Here is a 14,439-nt window from a genome sequence, read left to right as displayed (position 1 = left end):
TGGGCCCGTCGCGCAGGCCAGAACGACCCAGCAGAAAGACGCCGATGCTTCACACGTTCCTCAACATCGTGCACGTGTTCGTCTGTCTGTTCCTGATCCTCGTCGTGCTCCTCCAGCAGGGCCGCGGGGGCGGGATGGGCTCGGCCATGGGCGGCGCGACGGCCCAGGTGTTCGGCGGCCGCGGCGCGGGCAACTTCATGACCCGCCTCACGGCCATCTGCGCCGCCGTCTTCATGACGACGAGCGTGGCGCTCGCCTACCTCTCGTCGGCGGGCGACCGCGAGCTGCGCGAGTTCGAGCGATCCCAGGAGAAGTAGGCTCGCGTGCTGCGGCCCGCTCCCGCGCCGGGGAGGGAGGCGGGCAGCGCGCTCGACGCGGGGTCGTTCGCGGCTGGGGCCGTGACCTCCGCCGTCCCTCTCGCGCGCGACCTTGCCCTCGTCGCCCTCGCCAAGGCTGCAGTCTCCGCGCTGGTCCTCGCGCTCGGCTTCCGCGCGGTCAGCGACGACGACTTCGCGCGCGTGGTCCTCGCGCAGGCGTGGGCCCACGCGCCCCGGCTCGACCCGACCGGGACCAGCTGGCTCCCCGTCCCCTTCTGGCTCAACGGCGCGCTCTTCCGCGTCTTCGCGCCGACCCTCGAGGTCGCCCGCGCCATCGCCTTCGCGCTCGGCGTCGCGTCGTCCGCGCTCATCTACATCTCCGCCCGCTGGATCACGGGCGACCGCCGCGCCGCGCTCGCCGGCACGCTGGTCGCCGGCGCCTTTCCGTGGAGCGCCTGCCTCGGCGTGGCGACGGTCCCCGAGCTGCCGACCGCGGCGCTCACGCTGTTCGCGGTGGCGTCGCTCGTCACGCCGCCGGCCGGGCCTGCGCCCCCGGCCGGCCGCGCCCTCCTCGGCGCGCTCGCGCTCGCGCTGGCGACGCTCTCCCGGTACGAGCCCTGGCCCGTCGCCGCCGTCTTCGCGGCGATGGCGCTGCTCTCGGCCGCCCGCCTCGGCCAGGGCCGCGCCGCGCAGGCGACGCTCGCGCTCGCGGCGCTCGCGGCGCTCGCCGGGCCCGCCGCGTGGATCGCCTGGAACCGCGTCGCCCACGGGGAGGCGCTGCACTTCCTGGCCCGCGTCGCCTCGTACCGCAGCGCGCTCGGCCCGGGCAGCGACGGCTCCCTGCTGCGGCTCTTCGCGTATCCCGCCGCGATGGTCCGCGAGGAGCCCGAGCTCTTCCTGAGCCCCATCGCCCTCGCCCTCGTCGCCTGGCGCGCCCGCCGCGGCGCCCCGCCGGGGGCGGCCCGCCCGCTCCCGCCGCTCCTCCGCGCCGCCCGGCCGTACGCGCTCCCCGGCGCGGTCGCCGCCGTCCAGATCGCCGCGCTCTCGCTCGCGCTCGTGCGCGACGGCGCGCCCACGCATCACCCCGAGCGCGCCACCCTCCTCGCCTTGCTCCTGCTCGCGCTCGCCGTCGGCGATCTCCTGGCGCGCGCCTTCCGCGGCGCCTCGTCCGGGGCGCGGCGGGCGCTCGGCGGCGCGCTCATGGCCGTGCTCTGCGTCGGCCTCTTCTTCCGCCCGCACCTCCGCCGCGAGCACTTCAACCCGCGGACCGACGAGGTCGCCATCGGCCGCGCCGCCGCGGAGCTCACGCCTCCCTCGGCGCCCCTCCTGATCGAGGTCGTCGACTATGGCCACCTCGCGACGCTCGCCGCCCTGGGCCGTCCCTGGGGCGCGCACCCGGATCGCTCGATCGACCCGCGCGATCCTCCGGTCCGATCGAGCTTCGACGACCCCGCGTCGCTCGCGCGCCGCGCCGCCGCGCTGGGCGCCGTCTACCTCATCGGGCGCGTCCGTCCGCCGGTGCTCGACCTCGTCGGCCCGCCGCTCGCGACGCGCGGCGCCTTCGGGCTCTGGGCCGCGCCCTCGGCGGCCGGCGCGCCGGGGGCGGCGCCGGAGGACCGCGCCCGGCGCCCCGCGCCTCCCGCCGACCCGGCGCCGGAGGCGGCGCCGTGAGCCAGCCCGCGAGGCCGTTCTTCGCGCACGCGTCGGCGTGCATCGACGAGCCGTGCGACATCGGCGAGGGCACGAGGATATGGCACTTCTGCCACGTCTCGGCGGGCGCGCGCATCGGCCGCGGCTGCGTCCTCGGGCAGAACGTCTTCGTCGCGGGCACCGCCGTCATCGGCGATGGCGTCCGGATCCAGAACAACGTGTCTGTCTATGACGGCGCCCTGGTCGAGGACGACGTGTTCCTCGGCCCCTCCGCCGTCCTCACCAACGTCGTCAACCCGCGCGCGCAGATCGACCGCCGCGCCTTCCTCGACAGGACGCGCCTTCGCCGCGGCGCCACCGTGGGCGCCAACGCCACCATCGTCTGCGGCGTCACCATCGGGCGCCACGCGTTCATCGGCGCCGGCGCCGTGGTCACCCGCGACGTCCCCGACTACGCGCTCGTCACCGGCGTGCCGGCCCGGCGCACCGGCTGGATGAGCCGCCACGGTCACAAGCTCGTCGCCTCGGGCGACGGCCTGATGCGCTGCCCCGAGAGCGGCTATCGTTACGAGCGCCGCGGCGAGATCGTCCGTTGCCTCGACCTCGACGAGGACGCGCCGCTGCCGGCGCCCCGCGCCGCGGCCGCGCGCCATTACCGCGATCTCCCCCCGGCGGAGGACGACGAGGGATGACGCCGCCGGTCCCCTTCTTCGACCGCGCCCGCGGCGATCTCGCCATGCAGGGCGAGCTCACCGCCGTGTTCCAGTCGGTGATCCAGAGCGGCCGCTACATCCTCGGTCCGGAGGTCGAGGCCTTCGAGTCGGAGTGCGCCGCGTACCTCGGCGTCCGGCACGCGATCGGCGTCTCGTCCGGCACCGACGCGCTGCTCGCCGCGCTGATGGCGCTCGGCGTCGGCGCGGGCGACGAGGTGGTGTGCCCCGCGTACACCTTCTTCGCGACCGCGGGCGCCGTCCATCGCACCGGCGCGCGGCCGGTCTTCGCGGACGTGCTCCCCGGCTCCTTCAACCTGGATCCCGCCTCCCTGGCGCGCGCGCTGACCGCGCGCACCCGGGCGGTCGTCGCCGTCCACCTCTTCGGCGCCTGCGCGCCCATGGACGAGCTCCTCGCCGTCGCGCGGGGCGTGCCGGTCCTCGAGGACGCGGCCCAGGCGTTCGGCGCCGAGCGCGCGGGCGCGCTCGGGCTCCTCGGGTGCTTCTCGTTCTTCCCGACCAAGAACCTCGGCGGCTTCGGCGACGGCGGGCTCGTGACCACGGACGACGGCGACCTCGCCGATCGCGTCCGCGCGCTGCGGGCGCAGGGCGCTCGCGAGAAGCATCGCCACACGCTGGTCGGCGGCAACTTCCGGCTCGACGCGCTCCAGGCGGCGCTCCTCCGGCGCAAGCTGCCGCGGCTCGGCGCGCTCCTCGAGCGGCGGCGCGATCACGCCGCGCAGTACGCGTCGCTCCTCGGCGGCGCGGGCCTGCCGATCTCGCTGCCGGACGCCGGCGACGCCGGGCATACGTTCAACCAGTACGTGATTCGCCTGCACGACGCGTCCCTGCGCGACCGCTTGCGGGGCTTCCTCGCCGCGCGGGGCGTCGGCACCGAGATCTACTATCCGGCGCCGCTCCACCTTCAGCCCTGCTTCGCGCCGCTCGGCCCGCCCGCCGGCGCCCTCCCGGTCGCCGAGTCCGCCGCGCGCGAGACGCTCGCGCTCCCCATCTTCCCCGAGCTCACGGGGGACGAGGTCGCCCGCGTGGCGGCCGCGATCCGCGCGTTCTTCGGCTGACGGCCGGCCCTCTCGCGCGCGGGCAGGAGGAGCGCGCGAGGCACCTCGAGCGAGCGCCGGGCGGCGGTCTTCGGCGGATGCGGCGTACAATCGGCGCGTGGAGGCGAAGAGTCGTGAGCTCGGTTCATCGATCGACCCGAGCGAGGCCGCGCACGCGCTGAGGCTCCTGGTCGCGATCGCGGATCTGCGCTCGTTCTCCGCGGCGGCGGAGCGGCTGGGGCTCACCCCGTCGGCCGTGAGCAAGGCCGTCTCCCGCGCCGAGGCGCGGCTCGGCGTGCGGCTCGTGCAGCGCACGACGCGCCGGGTCTCGCTCACCGATCTCGGCGAGGCGTACGTCGCGCGCGGCCGGCAGCTCCTCGCCGACGTCGAGTCGCTCGAGCGCGACATCGCAGCGCGCGACCAGGCGGTGCGCGGTCCGCTGCGCGTCGCGGCGCCGGCGGTCTACGGCGCGTGCCGCGTCGCCCCGATCTGCGCGCGCTTCCAGGCCGAGCACCCGGGCGTGACCGTCGATCTCCGCTGCGGCGACCGGCTCGCCGACCTTGTCGAGGAGCGGATCGACGTCGCGGTCCGCATGGTCACCGCCCCGCCCGCCGAGCTCGTCGCGCGCCCGCTCGAGGACGACCGGCGCGGCCTCTACGCGAGCCCGGGCTACCTCCGCGGGCGCCGCGCCCCGCGCGACGCGGCCGAGCTCGGCGCGCACGCCGGGCTCCGCTACGGCCCGGGCGGCGCGTCGCACGTCGTCTTTCGCCTCGTCGAGCCCGGCGGCGCCGAGGCGCCGGCGCGGGTGCCCGCGGTCTTCTCGAGCGACAGCGTCCTCGCGGTGCTCGAGGCGACGCGCGCCGGCCTCGGCCTGGCCGAGCTCCCCGCGTACCTCGTCGCGGACGACGTCGCCGCCGGCCGCCTGCGCGAGGTGCTCGCCGGGTGGCTGCCGGTGCGCCGCCGGGTCGTCGCGGTGTACCTCCCGTCGCGGTTTCTGCCCGCGCGGGTGCGCGCGTTCGTCGACCACCTCGCCGGCGCCCTGCGCGCGCCGGACCGCGCGCGGCGCTGACGGACGGCGGCGAAACCATCTCGGGTCCGGAAGCCCCTTAGGGCGGATCTGCCGCGGCGCCGGGCCGCGCGACCCTCCCTGTGCTAGACGTGCGCGCCATGAGCGTCGAGGTCGGCATCGTCGGACTGCCCAACGTGGGCAAGAGCACCCTGTTCAACGCCCTGACGGCCGCGAAGGCCGAGGCGCAGAACTACCCGTTCTGCACGATCGAGCCCAACGTCGGCGCCGTCCCTGTCCCTGACGATCGGCTCGCGACGCTCGCGAAGTACATCAAGACCGAGAAGATCGTCCCCGCCATGGTGCGGGTGGTCGACATCGCCGGGCTCGTGCGCGGCGCGAGCACGGGCGAGGGGCTCGGGAACAAATTCCTGAGCCATATCCGAGAGGTAGACGCGATCCTCCACGTCGTCCGCTGCTTCACGGTCGCCGACGTCGTGCACGTCGACGGCGGCGTCGATCCGCTCCGCGACATCGACACGATCGAGACGGAGCTCATGCTGGCCGACCTCGGCTCGCTCGAGGGCATGCTGGAGCGCACGAAGAAGCAGGCGAAGGGCGACAAGGAGCTCTTGCCGAAGATCGCCCTCATGGAGCGGTGTCTCGAGGCGCTCCAGGCGGGCAAGCCGGTCCGCGGGCTCTCCTTCGACGACGAGCAGCGGAAGGTCGTGAAGACGTTCGGGCTGATCACCTCGAAGAAGGTCCTTTACGTGGCGAACGTCGACGAGTCCGACGTCTCCGGCACGGGCCCGCTCGCGGCGAAGGTGCGCGAGCGCGCCGCCTCCGAGGGCAGCGGCGTCGTGCCGGTGTGCAGCAAGCTCGAGGCCGAGCTGAACGAGCTCGCGCCCGAGGAGCGCGCGGAGATGCTCGAGAGCCTGGGCATGAAGGAGCCGGCGCTCGCGACGCTCGCGCGCGAGGCCTACCGGCTCCTCGGCCTCCAGAGCTACTACACGGCCGGTCCCAAGGAGATCCGCGCCTGGACGATCCCGGTCGGGTGCACGGCGCCGCAGGCCGCGGGGGTCATCCACAGCGATTTCGAGAAGGGCTTCATCCGGGCGGAGGTCTACAGCGTGGACGACCTCGTCGAGCACCGGACCGAGGCCGCCATCCGCAGCGCCGGCAAGCTGCGTGTGGAGGGCAAGACGTACGTCTTCCAGGACGGCGACGTCACGCACTTCCTCTTCAACGTCTGATCTCTCCGTTCCTCGAGCGCGCCCGCTCGCCGCGGGTCCTCTCGAGCGCGCGTGCAGCGCCCCTGCGCTGCGCACGCTCCTGCTGTGCGCGTGCCCCTGCTTCGCGGGCGGCGCGGCATTGCCGTTGCTCCTCGGCCGTGTGCGCAGGCGCGGTGTACCGGCCGCGACCGCCGGCGTTCCGGCCGGCCTTGCGCCTCGTGAACGGAGGCGGCGGTGCCCAGGGCGAGCGGCGGCGCATTGTGTGTGCTGGTTCTCCTCATCTCGCCGGCGGGCGCCGCGGCGGCTTGCGTCGCTGCCGCGACCGACGTCCCCCCCGAGGAGGCGGCCGCTCCGGACCCGGGCGGCGACGCGTCGCCGGCGCCTCCTCCGCCCGCGCCGTGCGCGCTGCCGCACGGGTTCCTCGCGGGCGAGCCGCCCCGCTTCCCCGCGACGCCCGCGCCGGCCCTCGGCCACAGGCCCGCGGCGGCTCCCGGCGACGACGCCTTCGGGCGCTTCGTGCGGTCCACCGTCGCGTTCTGCGGTCCCGACGAGCGGCCGTACTTCCTTCGCTACCGCTTCTACCTCACCGGCCCGTTCGCGGGCCGCTGGCGGCGCCCGCCTCTCGCCCAGCCGCTCTGACCCGAGCGCGCCGCGCCCCCCCGGCGGCCGGCGCCCTCGCCGCGCGTCGCCGCCACGGCGGCGCCGCGGCGTCCGGTTTTTTGACCCCCCAGATCCGCTCGGCTACCTCCGTCGCCTTCACGGGACGAAAGGACGATCATTTGGGCGCACTCAAAGGATCCATCTCATTCTCGAAGTTCTATGTCCGCGGCGACCTCCCCGAGGGGTTCCGCGACAAGTTCGTCGAGCGAATCCGGCTCCGCGCGTTCCGGCCGCTGACGGTCGACGAGGACGCGGAGCAGCGCGCCGGGTGGTGCTCCATCGAGAACCCGCTCGATTGCGAGCTCGATCACGGCAAGATCTTCTTCAACTCGTACCTCAACCTCGGCCTCAGGACCGATCGCTGGCAGGTGCCCGCGGCGCTCTTCAAGGCGCATTTCGCCGAGGCGGAGCGGGAGCACCTCGCCAAGCGCGGCCGCGAGAAGCTCGGGCGGCGCGAGAAGGAGGAGCTCCGCGCGGTCGTGTCGAGGAAGCTCCGCGCGCAGCTCATGCCGGTGATGAAGGTCGTCGACCTCTCCTGGAACCTGGAGGCCGGCGTCGTGCGGTTCTGGAACCAGTCGCCGCGCGCGCACGAGGGGCTCGCGGAGCTCTTCGAGGACACCTTCGAGCTCGATCTCGTGCCCGAGAGCCCCTACACGGCCGCCCGCGAGCTCGGCCTGACGACCGAGCAGCTGGCCGCCTTCGAGGTGCTTAAGCCCACCGTCTTCCACGCCGAGTCGACCCTTGGAGGTGCCCTGTGAGCCTCGCCGAGCTGATCGAGCAGCGCCGGTTCGTCGGCCGAGAATTCCTTGTCTGGCTCTGGTTCGAGAGCGAGCTCTTCGAGGGCCGCTTCTCCCTCGACGCCCTCGGCGTCTGCGAGCTCTGGCTCGAGGGGCAGATCACGCTGGTCCAGGAGAAGGAGCAGAGCCGGCTCAAGGGCGCGGCGCCGAGCAGCGCCCCCGAGGCCCACGAGGCGCTGCGCCAGGGCAAGCTCCCGTCGCAGGCGCGCGTCCGCGTCACCCGCGGAGAGCTCGAGTACGCGTTCCTCTTCAACGCCGACGCGTTCGCGCTCGCGGGCGTCAAGATCCCGAGCGTCGTCAAGGACGCCGTGGACGAGCAGTTCTACGAGCGCATGTACCTCATCGAGGAGCTCGAGACGCTCTTCACGGCGCTCTACGGCGAGTTCCTCGCGCTGCGCCTCAGCGCCGCGTGGGAGACGGGCGTCTTGCCGTTCCTCCGCGCCTGGGTGCGGGGCGAGCCGATCGACGCGGCCGCGTACCAGAAGCTCCGGGGCAAGCTCGCGCCGGTCCGCGGCGCGGCGAGGTCGAGGACGACCCCGCCGCCCGCGGCGGCGCCCGAGCGCGCGGCGCGCGTCGTCGCCTGAGCCGGCCCTCGGCCGAGCATTGTCCGCGCCGCGCCGCGCGCGGCCGGCGCGCCCGCGCCTCTACTTCCCCTTCACCTTGCCGTGGATCTGCTTCGCCATCGCGAGGTGCTCGCGGAGCTGCGGGAGCGTCGCCGTGGCGAAGCCCTTCACATCGGCGTCCTTCGCCTCCTTCGAGGCCTTCTCGAACTTCGCGACGTCGTGCTCGTGGTCGTCGACCATCTCGCTCATGTAGGCCTGGTCGAACTCGGTCCCTGTCTTCTGCGACAGCTTGTCGACCTTCTCGCGGTGATCCTTGTCGAGCTCCTGCGGCACGAGCATGCCCTTCTGCTGCGCGACCTGGGCGAGCCGCTTGTTCGCCGCGGAGTGGTCGTCGATCATCCGCTGCGCGAAGCGCTTCACCTCCGGGCTCGCGGCGCGCTGCTGCGCGACCTGCCCGAGCCGCACCTCGAGGAGCCCTCCCTGGCCAGCCTTCTCGACGAACTCCCGGTCAGCCTTGCTGAGCTTGACCTCGCCAGCCTGGCCTTGATGCCCTGGCGAGCCCTGCCCCTGCGCGGCCACCGAGGCCGGCAGGATCGCTGTCCCGATCAAGATGGTGAATAAAACAGGCCTGAGCATTTTCGTCCCCTCCTTGTTCCGGCTCTCGCCGGGGGGACGCGCCGAGCGCTGCATGGAACCGGCGCGGCCGGACTCCACGGCTCGGTCCCCCGGTCGAGCCACCCGTGATCTGTCGTGAGACCCCGGCGCTCTGGCAAGGGGCAGCGGTCACGGGGCGGCCCGCCGCGGCCGTGCAACGGCCCGCGCGCTCGGCGTCGGCGCGCGGCCCTCGGCGCCTCGTCGAAGGGCAAACGACCCCCAAGAACTGGGCCCAGGCTGCTCGCTCATCTACCCTCGGCGCCTGTGGTCGGCGATTTCTTCAAGCGCCTCACGAACGGCATCGTCTTCCTGCTCGCCGCCCTGACCTTCTTCCTCGTCCCCATCGGCAGGAAGACGGCCGCGCAGCACCTCGTGGCCATCGTCTCGACGCCGCCCGCCAAGGAGGCCGCCTCGGCCTTCGCCCACATCGCTCGCCGCATCACCGCGGAGGCGCGCACCGAGCTGGACAAGCTCCGCAACCCGCCGCCCGCGCCGCGCGAGCCGAAGCCGCCGGCGAAGGCGAGACCGCCGTCGTGACCCCGGCCCCGGCCGGCCCGCGCTCGGCGGGCGCGCGGAGGGCTCAGCCCTTGCGCGGATCCTTCACGTTCGGGTGCTCGTTGTAGAACGCGTCGAGGCTCTCCCGGGAGATCTCCGCCTCGATATCGCCGTCCCTCAGGATCTTCGCCTGACAGCCGAGGCGGCTGCTCGACCGCACGTCGAACGCCTTGTCGAGGATGTCCTCCTCGTCCTCCTCGGCCTCGCTGAGGAGCTCGCGCCCCTTCGTGACGTACACGTGGCAGGTGGAGCACGCGCAGACGCCGCCGCACGCGTCGCCCTCGGGGGCGCCCACGGACTTCGATGCCTGGAGGACGGTCGACCCCACCGGGACCTCGACCTCCCACGCGCGACCGTGCGCCAGAAAGCGGACCTTGGCCATCAGCTCCTCCTCGCTTCGACGGCGGCCTGCGCCGCGCTGGCGCCGCCCGCCTCGGCCGCCGTGCGGCCCGCGTCGTCCCCGCGATGCTCGGCCAGGTGCGCGTCCACGCCCTTCGCCGCGGCGACGTTCGCCTCGACGTCCTCGACCTGCTTGCCCGCGATCGCCTTGGCCACGGCGCGGTCCATCCGCCGCCCCGCCCACCCGCGCGTCGCGTCGTCGAGCGCGTCGGTGCGCGCCTGGATCAGCCCCGGCTTGTCGCCGCGGATCGCCGCGTCGAGGGCGCTCAGCGCCGCCTCGATCGCCTCGCGCTCGCCTGGCCCGAGCAGGCCGGCGTCCGCGGAGAGCGCCTTGCGCGTCGCCATCGCCACGCGCTCGCCCTCGACCCGCGCCTCGACGAGCCGCCGCTTGAGCAGGTCCTCCTCGCCGTGGTCGAGCGCCGCGAGGAGCATGTTCTCCACCTCCTCGTCGGTCAGCCCGTAGCTCGGCTTCACCTCGACCTTCTGCTCGACCCCGGTCGTCAGCTCGCGCGCGGTCACGCCGAGCAGACCGTCGGCGTCCACGCGGAACGTCACCTCGAGCCGCGCCATGCCCGCGGGCATCGGCGGGATCCCCTTCAGCACGAAGCGCGCGAGCGACCGGCAGTCGGCGGCGAGCTCCCGCTCGCCCTGCACGATGTGCAGGTCGAACCCGGTCTGGTTGTCGGCGTAGGTCGTGAAGACCTGCCGCGCCCCGGCCGGGATCGTCGTGTTCCTCGGCAGGATCTTCTCGGCGACGCCGCCCATCGTCTCGATGCCGAGCGACAGCGGCAGCACGTCGAGCAGGAGCACCTCGTCCGCGCGCTCCATCGAGCCGGCCAGGATGTCGGCCTGGATCGCCGCGCCGAGCGCGACGACCTCCTCCGGATCGATGTCCTTGAGCGGCTCCTTGCCGAAGAGCTTCGCCACGTAGCCGCGCACGTACGGCACGCGCGTCGCGCCGCCCACGAGGATCACGCCGTCGACGTCCGAGGCCTGGACGCCCGCGTCGCGGAGCGCGCGGCGGCAGGCCGCGCCCGTGCGCTCCACGATCGGCGCGATGAGCGCGTTCAGCTCGTCGCGGGTCACGGTCACGAGCTTCGACGCCGGCTGGCCGGCGCCCGCCTGCACGGGCAGCTCGACCTCGACCCGCTCCGCGTCGGTCAGCGCGTGCTTGATGCTGCGGGCGGTGTCGAGCGCGAGCCGCACCACCTCGGGCGTGCGCCGCGCCGCGCCCATCTCCTGGAGCAGCCGCTCGGCCAGCGCCCGGTCCATGTCGTCGCCGCCGAGCGCGCTGTCGCCGCCGGTCGACTTCACCTGGAAGACGCCGTCGTCGAGCAGGAGGACGGTGATGTCGAACGTCCCGCCGCCGAGGTCGTAGACGGCGAACAGGCCGTTCTGCTGCTTGTCGAGCCCGTACGCGAGCGCCGCGGCCGTCGGCTCGTTGAGCAGGCGCAGCACCTCCAGCCCGGCCAGCCGGCCGGCGTCCTTGGTCGCCTGCCGCTGGGCGTCGTCGAAGTAGGCCGGCACCGTGATCACCGCGCCGCCCACGGACCGCAGCTCGCGCTCGGCCGAGGTGCGGAGCTCCCTCAGGATCTCCGCCGACACCTCGACGGGCGTCACGACCTGGTCGCGCACCTTGAAGCGCACGCTCTTCGCGTCCTCGGGGCCCTTCGGCTCCACGAACTCGTACGGCCCGAGCCGCCGCGTCTCCGGGTCGTTCGCGCCGCGGCCCATGAAGCGCTTCACGCTGACGATCGTCTCGCGCGGCTGGCTCTGCGCCATCCGCCGCGCGCTGTGGCCCACGATCGCGTGGCCGCGCTCGTCGTAGTGCACCACCGACGGCACGAGCCGCTCGCCGTTGCAGTCGTCGATGACCACGGGCCGGCCGTCGCGCACGCGGGCCACGAGCGAGTTCGTCGTCCCGAGATCGATGCCGATCGGGCTGGGCCTTGCCTTGGGGTCGAAAATTTCGAGGAGGGTCATGTCTGATCCGCGAGTTCTTCTTCGATTGCGCTCACTTCGTCGAGGAAGCGCCGGATGTAGCGGAGCTCGCTCAGCATGGCGAGCACGCCCTTCATCCGTTCCGGGTCGTCCCCTGCGGCGGCGAAGGACGCCTGGATGGCGGCGAGGGTCGTCTGCTCGCGCGCCCGCATCCCGTCGCCGAGGCGCGCGATCCGCGCGCGATCGCGCCGCTTCGACGCCTCGGAGAGCTCCTCGCGCGACTCCATCATCTCCATCAGCAGGGCGGGGGAGGCCTTCTGCTCGCCCTCCTCGCCCCGCGCGATCCCGGCGCGCTGGAGCAGCGCCTCGGCCCGGCGGATCGGATCCCTGAGGACGCGCAGGGCGTCGTTCGCCTCGATCGCGCGCCCCAGCGCGAGCCTCCGCTCGGCCGCGGGGGCGCCCGCGTACCGATCGGGGTGGAGCGCGCGCGAGAGATCGCGGTGGCGCTGCTCGAGCGCGCGCAGGTCGAGGTCGAACCGAGGCTCGACGCCCAGGATATCGAAGGGATCGGTCATCACGTGCTCTGGGGAGGAGCGCCTCGGCGGCGAGGGCGGGCGCTCCCAGCGGCGGCTCAGGCCACCGTGAACGAGTGCCCGCAGCCGCAGCGCGTCGCCTCGTGCGGGTTCTTGAACTTGAAGCCCTGGTACATGAGCGTCTTCTCCCAGTCGAGCACCGAGCCGCCCAGGTAGAGGATGCTCTTCTTGTCGCAGAAGACGCGCACCGTGGCCTTGCCCGGCTCCGCGAACTCCAGGACGAAATCGCCGGATCGGGGCGGTTTGTCCTCGAACTCGATGACGTAGGAGAACCCGGAGCAGCCGCCGCCGCGGATCCCGACCCGGATGGCGCCCTCGGGCGTGCCGCGCTTGGCGAGCTGGGCGCGGATGGCCTGGACCGCCGCGTCGCTCACCGAGATCGTCCGCTTCGACTTGGCCTCCGCCTCTCCCGCGGCCCCGCTGCTCTGCGCGGGCGCGGCGTCCGCCGCGGCGGGCGCGGGCTGGGCCCCGCCGTCCGCGGCTCTGGTCGTGGTCGTCTCCTCGCTGGTCTGCATGGCGCTGCTCCCTCTCCGGTGCTCCGGGCCGCCCCGGAAGCCGGTGTGTTACTCCGCGCTCGCCGTCGCGGTGCCCTCGGCGCCGCCCGCGGGCGCGGCGCCGCCGAGCTCCTTCTTCGCCTGCTGCTTGGCCCGGAAGTCGGCGATCGCGCTCTTGATCGCGTCCTCGGCGAGGACCGAGCAGTGGATCTTCACCGGCGGCAGATGGAGCTCCTCGGCGATCATGCTGTTCTTGATCGTCTCCGCCTCGTCGATCGTCTTGCCCTTCAGCCACTCGGTGGCGAGCGACGACGACGCGATGGCCGACCCGCAGCCGAACGTCTTGAACTTCGCGTCCTCGATGACGCCGCCCTCGCCGACCTTGATCTGCAAGCGCATGACGTCGCCGCAGGCCGGAGCGCCGACGAGCCCGGTGCCGACGCGCTCGTCATTCTTGTCGAGCGTGCCGACGTTCTGGGGGTTCTCGTAGTGCTCGATGACCTTATTGCTGTATGCCATGGCTCTCTCCTCGACCGTTTCCTTTCCTCTCGAAACCTTGCTCTGACGGGCCTGCGCGGCCCCTCAGTGGGCCGCCCACTGCACGCTGTTGAGGTCGATCCCCTCTTTGTGCATCTCGTAGAGCGGCGACATGTCGCGCAGCTTGTTCACCTTGCGGATCACGAGGTCGGCGACGTGATCGACCTCTTCCTCGGTGGTGAAGCGCCCGAGCCCGAAGCGGATGGACGAGTGGGCCAGGTCGTCGCCGATGCCCATGGCGTGCAGGACGTAGGAGGGCTCGAGGCTGGCGCTCGTGCACGCCGAGCCGCTGGAGACGGCCACGTCCTTGATCGCCATCATCATGGCCTCGCCCTCGACGAAGCTGAACGACACGTTGAGGTTGCCCGGCAGGCGCCGGTCGGGCGAGCCGTTCAGCTGGATGGCGTCGAGCTCCTTCCAGAGCCGGGTCCTGAGCCGCTCGCGCAGCGACAGGATGCGCGCCGACTCCGCCTCGCCCTCCTCCAGGAGGATCTCGGCGGCCTTGGCGAACCCGACGATGCCGGGCACGTTGAGCGTGCCGGACCGCATGCCGAACTCGTGGCCGCCGCCGTCCATCTGCGCGGTGATGCGGACGCGCGGCTTCGACCTGCGCACGTAGAGGCAGCCGATGCCCTTCGGCCCGTAGATCTTGTGGGCCGTCACCGACGCGAGGTCGACCCCCATCTGCTCGACGTTGAAGGGGATTTTCCCGACGCCCTGCACCGCGTCGCTGTGGAAGAGGATGCCCTTCGCTTTCGTGATCTTGCCGATCTCGGCGATGGGCTGGACCGTGCCGACCTCGTTGTTGGCGAGCATGATCGAGACGAGGATCGTCTTGTCGGTGATCGCCTTGGCGACGTCGTCCGGGTCGACCATCCCGTACTTGTCGACCTTGAGGTAGGTGACCTCGTAGCCCTGCTTCTCGAGCCGTTTGCAGGTGTCGAGCACGGCCTTGTGCTCGATGACGCTCGTGATGATGTGGTTGCCCTTGTCCTTGTAGAACTCGGCGACCCCCTTGATGGCGATGTTGTCGCTCTCGGTCGCGCCGGAGGTGAAGATGATCTCCTTCGGGTTCGACGCGCCGACGAACTTGGCGAGCGTCTCGCGAGCGTGGCTGACGGCCTCCTCGGCGGTCCAGCCGAAGACGTGGCTCCGGCTCGCGGCGTTGCCGAACTTGCTGTTGAAGTACGGCAGCATGGCGTCGAGGACACGCGGATCGACCGGGGTCGTCGCGTGGTAGTCCATGTAGATCGGAAGTTGGATGGCCATGATG

General features: G+C 73.0%; 17 protein-coding genes. 10 read left to right on the top strand and 7 right to left on the bottom strand.

Annotated elements, in window-relative coordinates:
* The first annotated feature begins 44 nt into the window (after positions 1 to 44).
* The 9 genes from secG (at position 45) to WMF26_RS41965 (ending at position 8,014) form a co-directional block, all read left to right on the top strand.
* A complete protein-coding gene (secG, locus tag WMF26_RS42005; protein WP_044986773.1) occupies positions 45 to 317 on the top strand; it encodes a preprotein translocase subunit SecG in 273 nt (90 codons plus the stop codon).
* A gap of 6 nt (positions 318 to 323) precedes the next feature.
* A complete protein-coding gene (locus WMF26_RS42000; protein ID WP_437997307.1) occupies positions 324 to 1,988 on the top strand; it encodes a hypothetical protein in 1,665 nt (554 codons plus the stop codon).
* Positions 1,985 to 2,659, top strand: coding sequence for an acyltransferase (locus tag WMF26_RS41995; RefSeq protein ID WP_437951700.1), 675 nt, complete (start codon positions 1,985 to 1,987; stop codon positions 2,657 to 2,659). Before WMF26_RS42000 ends, WMF26_RS41995 begins: the two co-directional genes overlap by 4 nt.
* Positions 2,656 to 3,756, top strand: coding sequence for a DegT/DnrJ/EryC1/StrS family aminotransferase (locus WMF26_RS41990; RefSeq protein ID WP_437997306.1), 1,101 nt, complete (start codon positions 2,656 to 2,658; stop codon positions 3,754 to 3,756). The genes WMF26_RS41995 and WMF26_RS41990 overlap by 4 nt, the downstream gene beginning before the upstream one ends.
* A 97-nt stretch (positions 3,757 to 3,853) precedes the next feature.
* The gene (locus WMF26_RS41985; RefSeq protein ID WP_437997305.1) at positions 3,854 to 4,804 is read left to right on the top strand and encodes a LysR family transcriptional regulator; all 951 of its coding nucleotides are present in this window, start codon (positions 3,854 to 3,856) and stop codon (positions 4,802 to 4,804) included.
* Positions 4,805 to 4,902: 98 nt separating this feature from the next.
* A complete protein-coding gene (ychF, locus tag WMF26_RS41980) occupies positions 4,903 to 5,994 on the top strand; it encodes a redox-regulated ATPase YchF (RefSeq protein WP_437722695.1) in 1,092 nt (363 codons plus the stop codon).
* 243 nt (positions 5,995 to 6,237) lie between these two features.
* Positions 6,238 to 6,612: a hypothetical protein gene (locus WMF26_RS41975; protein ID WP_437997304.1), complete on the top strand. Its 375-nt coding sequence runs from the start codon at positions 6,238 to 6,240 to the stop codon at positions 6,610 to 6,612.
* 140 nt (positions 6,613 to 6,752) lie between these two features.
* Entirely contained in the window at positions 6,753 to 7,391 is a 639-nt protein-coding gene (locus WMF26_RS41970; protein ID WP_129579391.1) for a hypothetical protein, read from the top strand.
* Positions 7,388 to 8,014: a hypothetical protein gene (locus tag WMF26_RS41965; protein WP_061623024.1), complete on the top strand. Its 627-nt coding sequence runs from the start codon at positions 7,388 to 7,390 to the stop codon at positions 8,012 to 8,014. Before WMF26_RS41970 ends, WMF26_RS41965 begins: the two co-directional genes overlap by 4 nt.
* Before the next feature lie 60 nt (positions 8,015 to 8,074).
* Here the strand turns inward: WMF26_RS41965 and WMF26_RS41960 are convergent, their stop codons facing one another.
* Positions 8,075 to 8,602, bottom strand: coding sequence for a DUF4142 domain-containing protein (locus WMF26_RS41960; RefSeq protein ID WP_061623025.1), 528 nt, complete (start codon positions 8,600 to 8,602; stop codon positions 8,075 to 8,077).
* A gap of 309 nt (positions 8,603 to 8,911) precedes the next feature.
* On the opposite strand from WMF26_RS41960, the gene WMF26_RS41955 reads away from it, so the two are divergent.
* A complete protein-coding gene (locus WMF26_RS41955; protein ID WP_437997303.1) occupies positions 8,912 to 9,184 on the top strand; it encodes a hypothetical protein in 273 nt (90 codons plus the stop codon).
* A 43-nt stretch (positions 9,185 to 9,227) separates the two neighbouring features.
* Here the strand turns inward: WMF26_RS41955 and WMF26_RS41950 are convergent, their stop codons facing one another.
* The 6 genes from WMF26_RS41950 to WMF26_RS41925 all read right to left on the bottom strand — a co-directional run bounded on the left by WMF26_RS41950 (position 9,228) and on the right by WMF26_RS41925 (position 14,429).
* Positions 9,228 to 9,584, bottom strand: a complete 357-nt coding sequence (locus tag WMF26_RS41950) for a 2Fe-2S iron-sulfur cluster-binding protein (protein WP_437607172.1) — start codon at positions 9,582 to 9,584, stop codon at positions 9,228 to 9,230.
* Positions 9,584 to 11,584: a Fe-S protein assembly chaperone HscA gene (gene hscA, locus WMF26_RS41945; RefSeq protein WP_437997302.1), complete on the bottom strand. Its 2,001-nt coding sequence runs from the start codon at positions 11,582 to 11,584 to the stop codon at positions 9,584 to 9,586. The genes WMF26_RS41950 and hscA overlap by 1 nt, the downstream gene beginning before the upstream one ends.
* Positions 11,581 to 12,117, bottom strand: coding sequence for a Fe-S protein assembly co-chaperone HscB (gene hscB / locus WMF26_RS41940; RefSeq protein ID WP_437997301.1), 537 nt, complete (start codon positions 12,115 to 12,117; stop codon positions 11,581 to 11,583). The genes hscA and hscB overlap by 4 nt, the downstream gene beginning before the upstream one ends.
* 56 nt (positions 12,118 to 12,173) lie before the next feature.
* Complete coding sequence (locus WMF26_RS41935; RefSeq protein ID WP_061623029.1) at positions 12,174 to 12,650, bottom strand: HesB/IscA family protein; 477 nt, start codon at positions 12,648 to 12,650, stop codon at positions 12,174 to 12,176.
* A 48-nt stretch (positions 12,651 to 12,698) separates the two neighbouring features.
* Complete coding sequence (iscU, locus tag WMF26_RS41930) at positions 12,699 to 13,148, bottom strand: Fe-S cluster assembly scaffold IscU (RefSeq protein ID WP_437997300.1); 450 nt, start codon at positions 13,146 to 13,148, stop codon at positions 12,699 to 12,701.
* A 63-nt stretch (positions 13,149 to 13,211) separates the two neighbouring features.
* Positions 13,212 to 14,429, bottom strand: coding sequence for an IscS subfamily cysteine desulfurase (locus WMF26_RS41925; RefSeq protein ID WP_437953977.1), 1,218 nt, complete (start codon positions 14,427 to 14,429; stop codon positions 13,212 to 13,214).
* Between the last annotated feature and the right edge of the window lie 10 nt (positions 14,430 to 14,439).

The sequence above is a fragment of the Sorangium sp. So ce185 genome (assembly GCF_051526825.1).
GTDB classification, from domain to species: domain Bacteria; phylum Myxococcota_A; class Polyangia; order Polyangiales; family Polyangiaceae; genus Sorangium; species Sorangium cellulosum_D.
The sequence above is the reverse complement of the archived record's forward strand: the minus strand, read 5'-3'. Positions and strand labels throughout refer to the sequence as shown.

Excerpts from the sequence above, each read along its gene's own strand:
- secG (WP_044986773.1), top strand. The coding sequence starts at position 45 with ATGCTTCACACGTTCCTCAACATCGTGCACGTGTTCGTCTGTCTGTTC.
- WMF26_RS41990 (WP_437997306.1), top strand. The coding sequence starts at position 2,656 with ATGACGCCGCCGGTCCCCTTCTTCGACCGCGCCCGCGGCGATCTCGCC.
- ychF (WP_437722695.1), top strand. The coding sequence starts at position 4,903 with ATGAGCGTCGAGGTCGGCATCGTCGGACTGCCCAACGTGGGCAAGAGC.
- WMF26_RS41950 (WP_437607172.1), bottom strand. The coding sequence starts at position 9,584 with ATGGCCAAGGTCCGCTTTCTGGCGCACGGTCGCGCGTGGGAGGTCGAG.
- hscA (WP_437997302.1), bottom strand. The coding sequence starts at position 11,584 with ATGACCCTCCTCGAAATTTTCGACCCCAAGGCAAGGCCCAGCCCGATC.
- hscB (WP_437997301.1), bottom strand. The coding sequence starts at position 12,117 with ATGACCGATCCCTTCGATATCCTGGGCGTCGAGCCTCGGTTCGACCTC.
- WMF26_RS41935 (WP_061623029.1), bottom strand. The coding sequence starts at position 12,650 with ATGCAGACCAGCGAGGAGACGACCACGACCAGAGCCGCGGACGGCGGG.
- iscU (WP_437997300.1), bottom strand. The coding sequence starts at position 13,148 with ATGGCATACAGCAATAAGGTCATCGAGCACTACGAGAACCCCCAGAAC.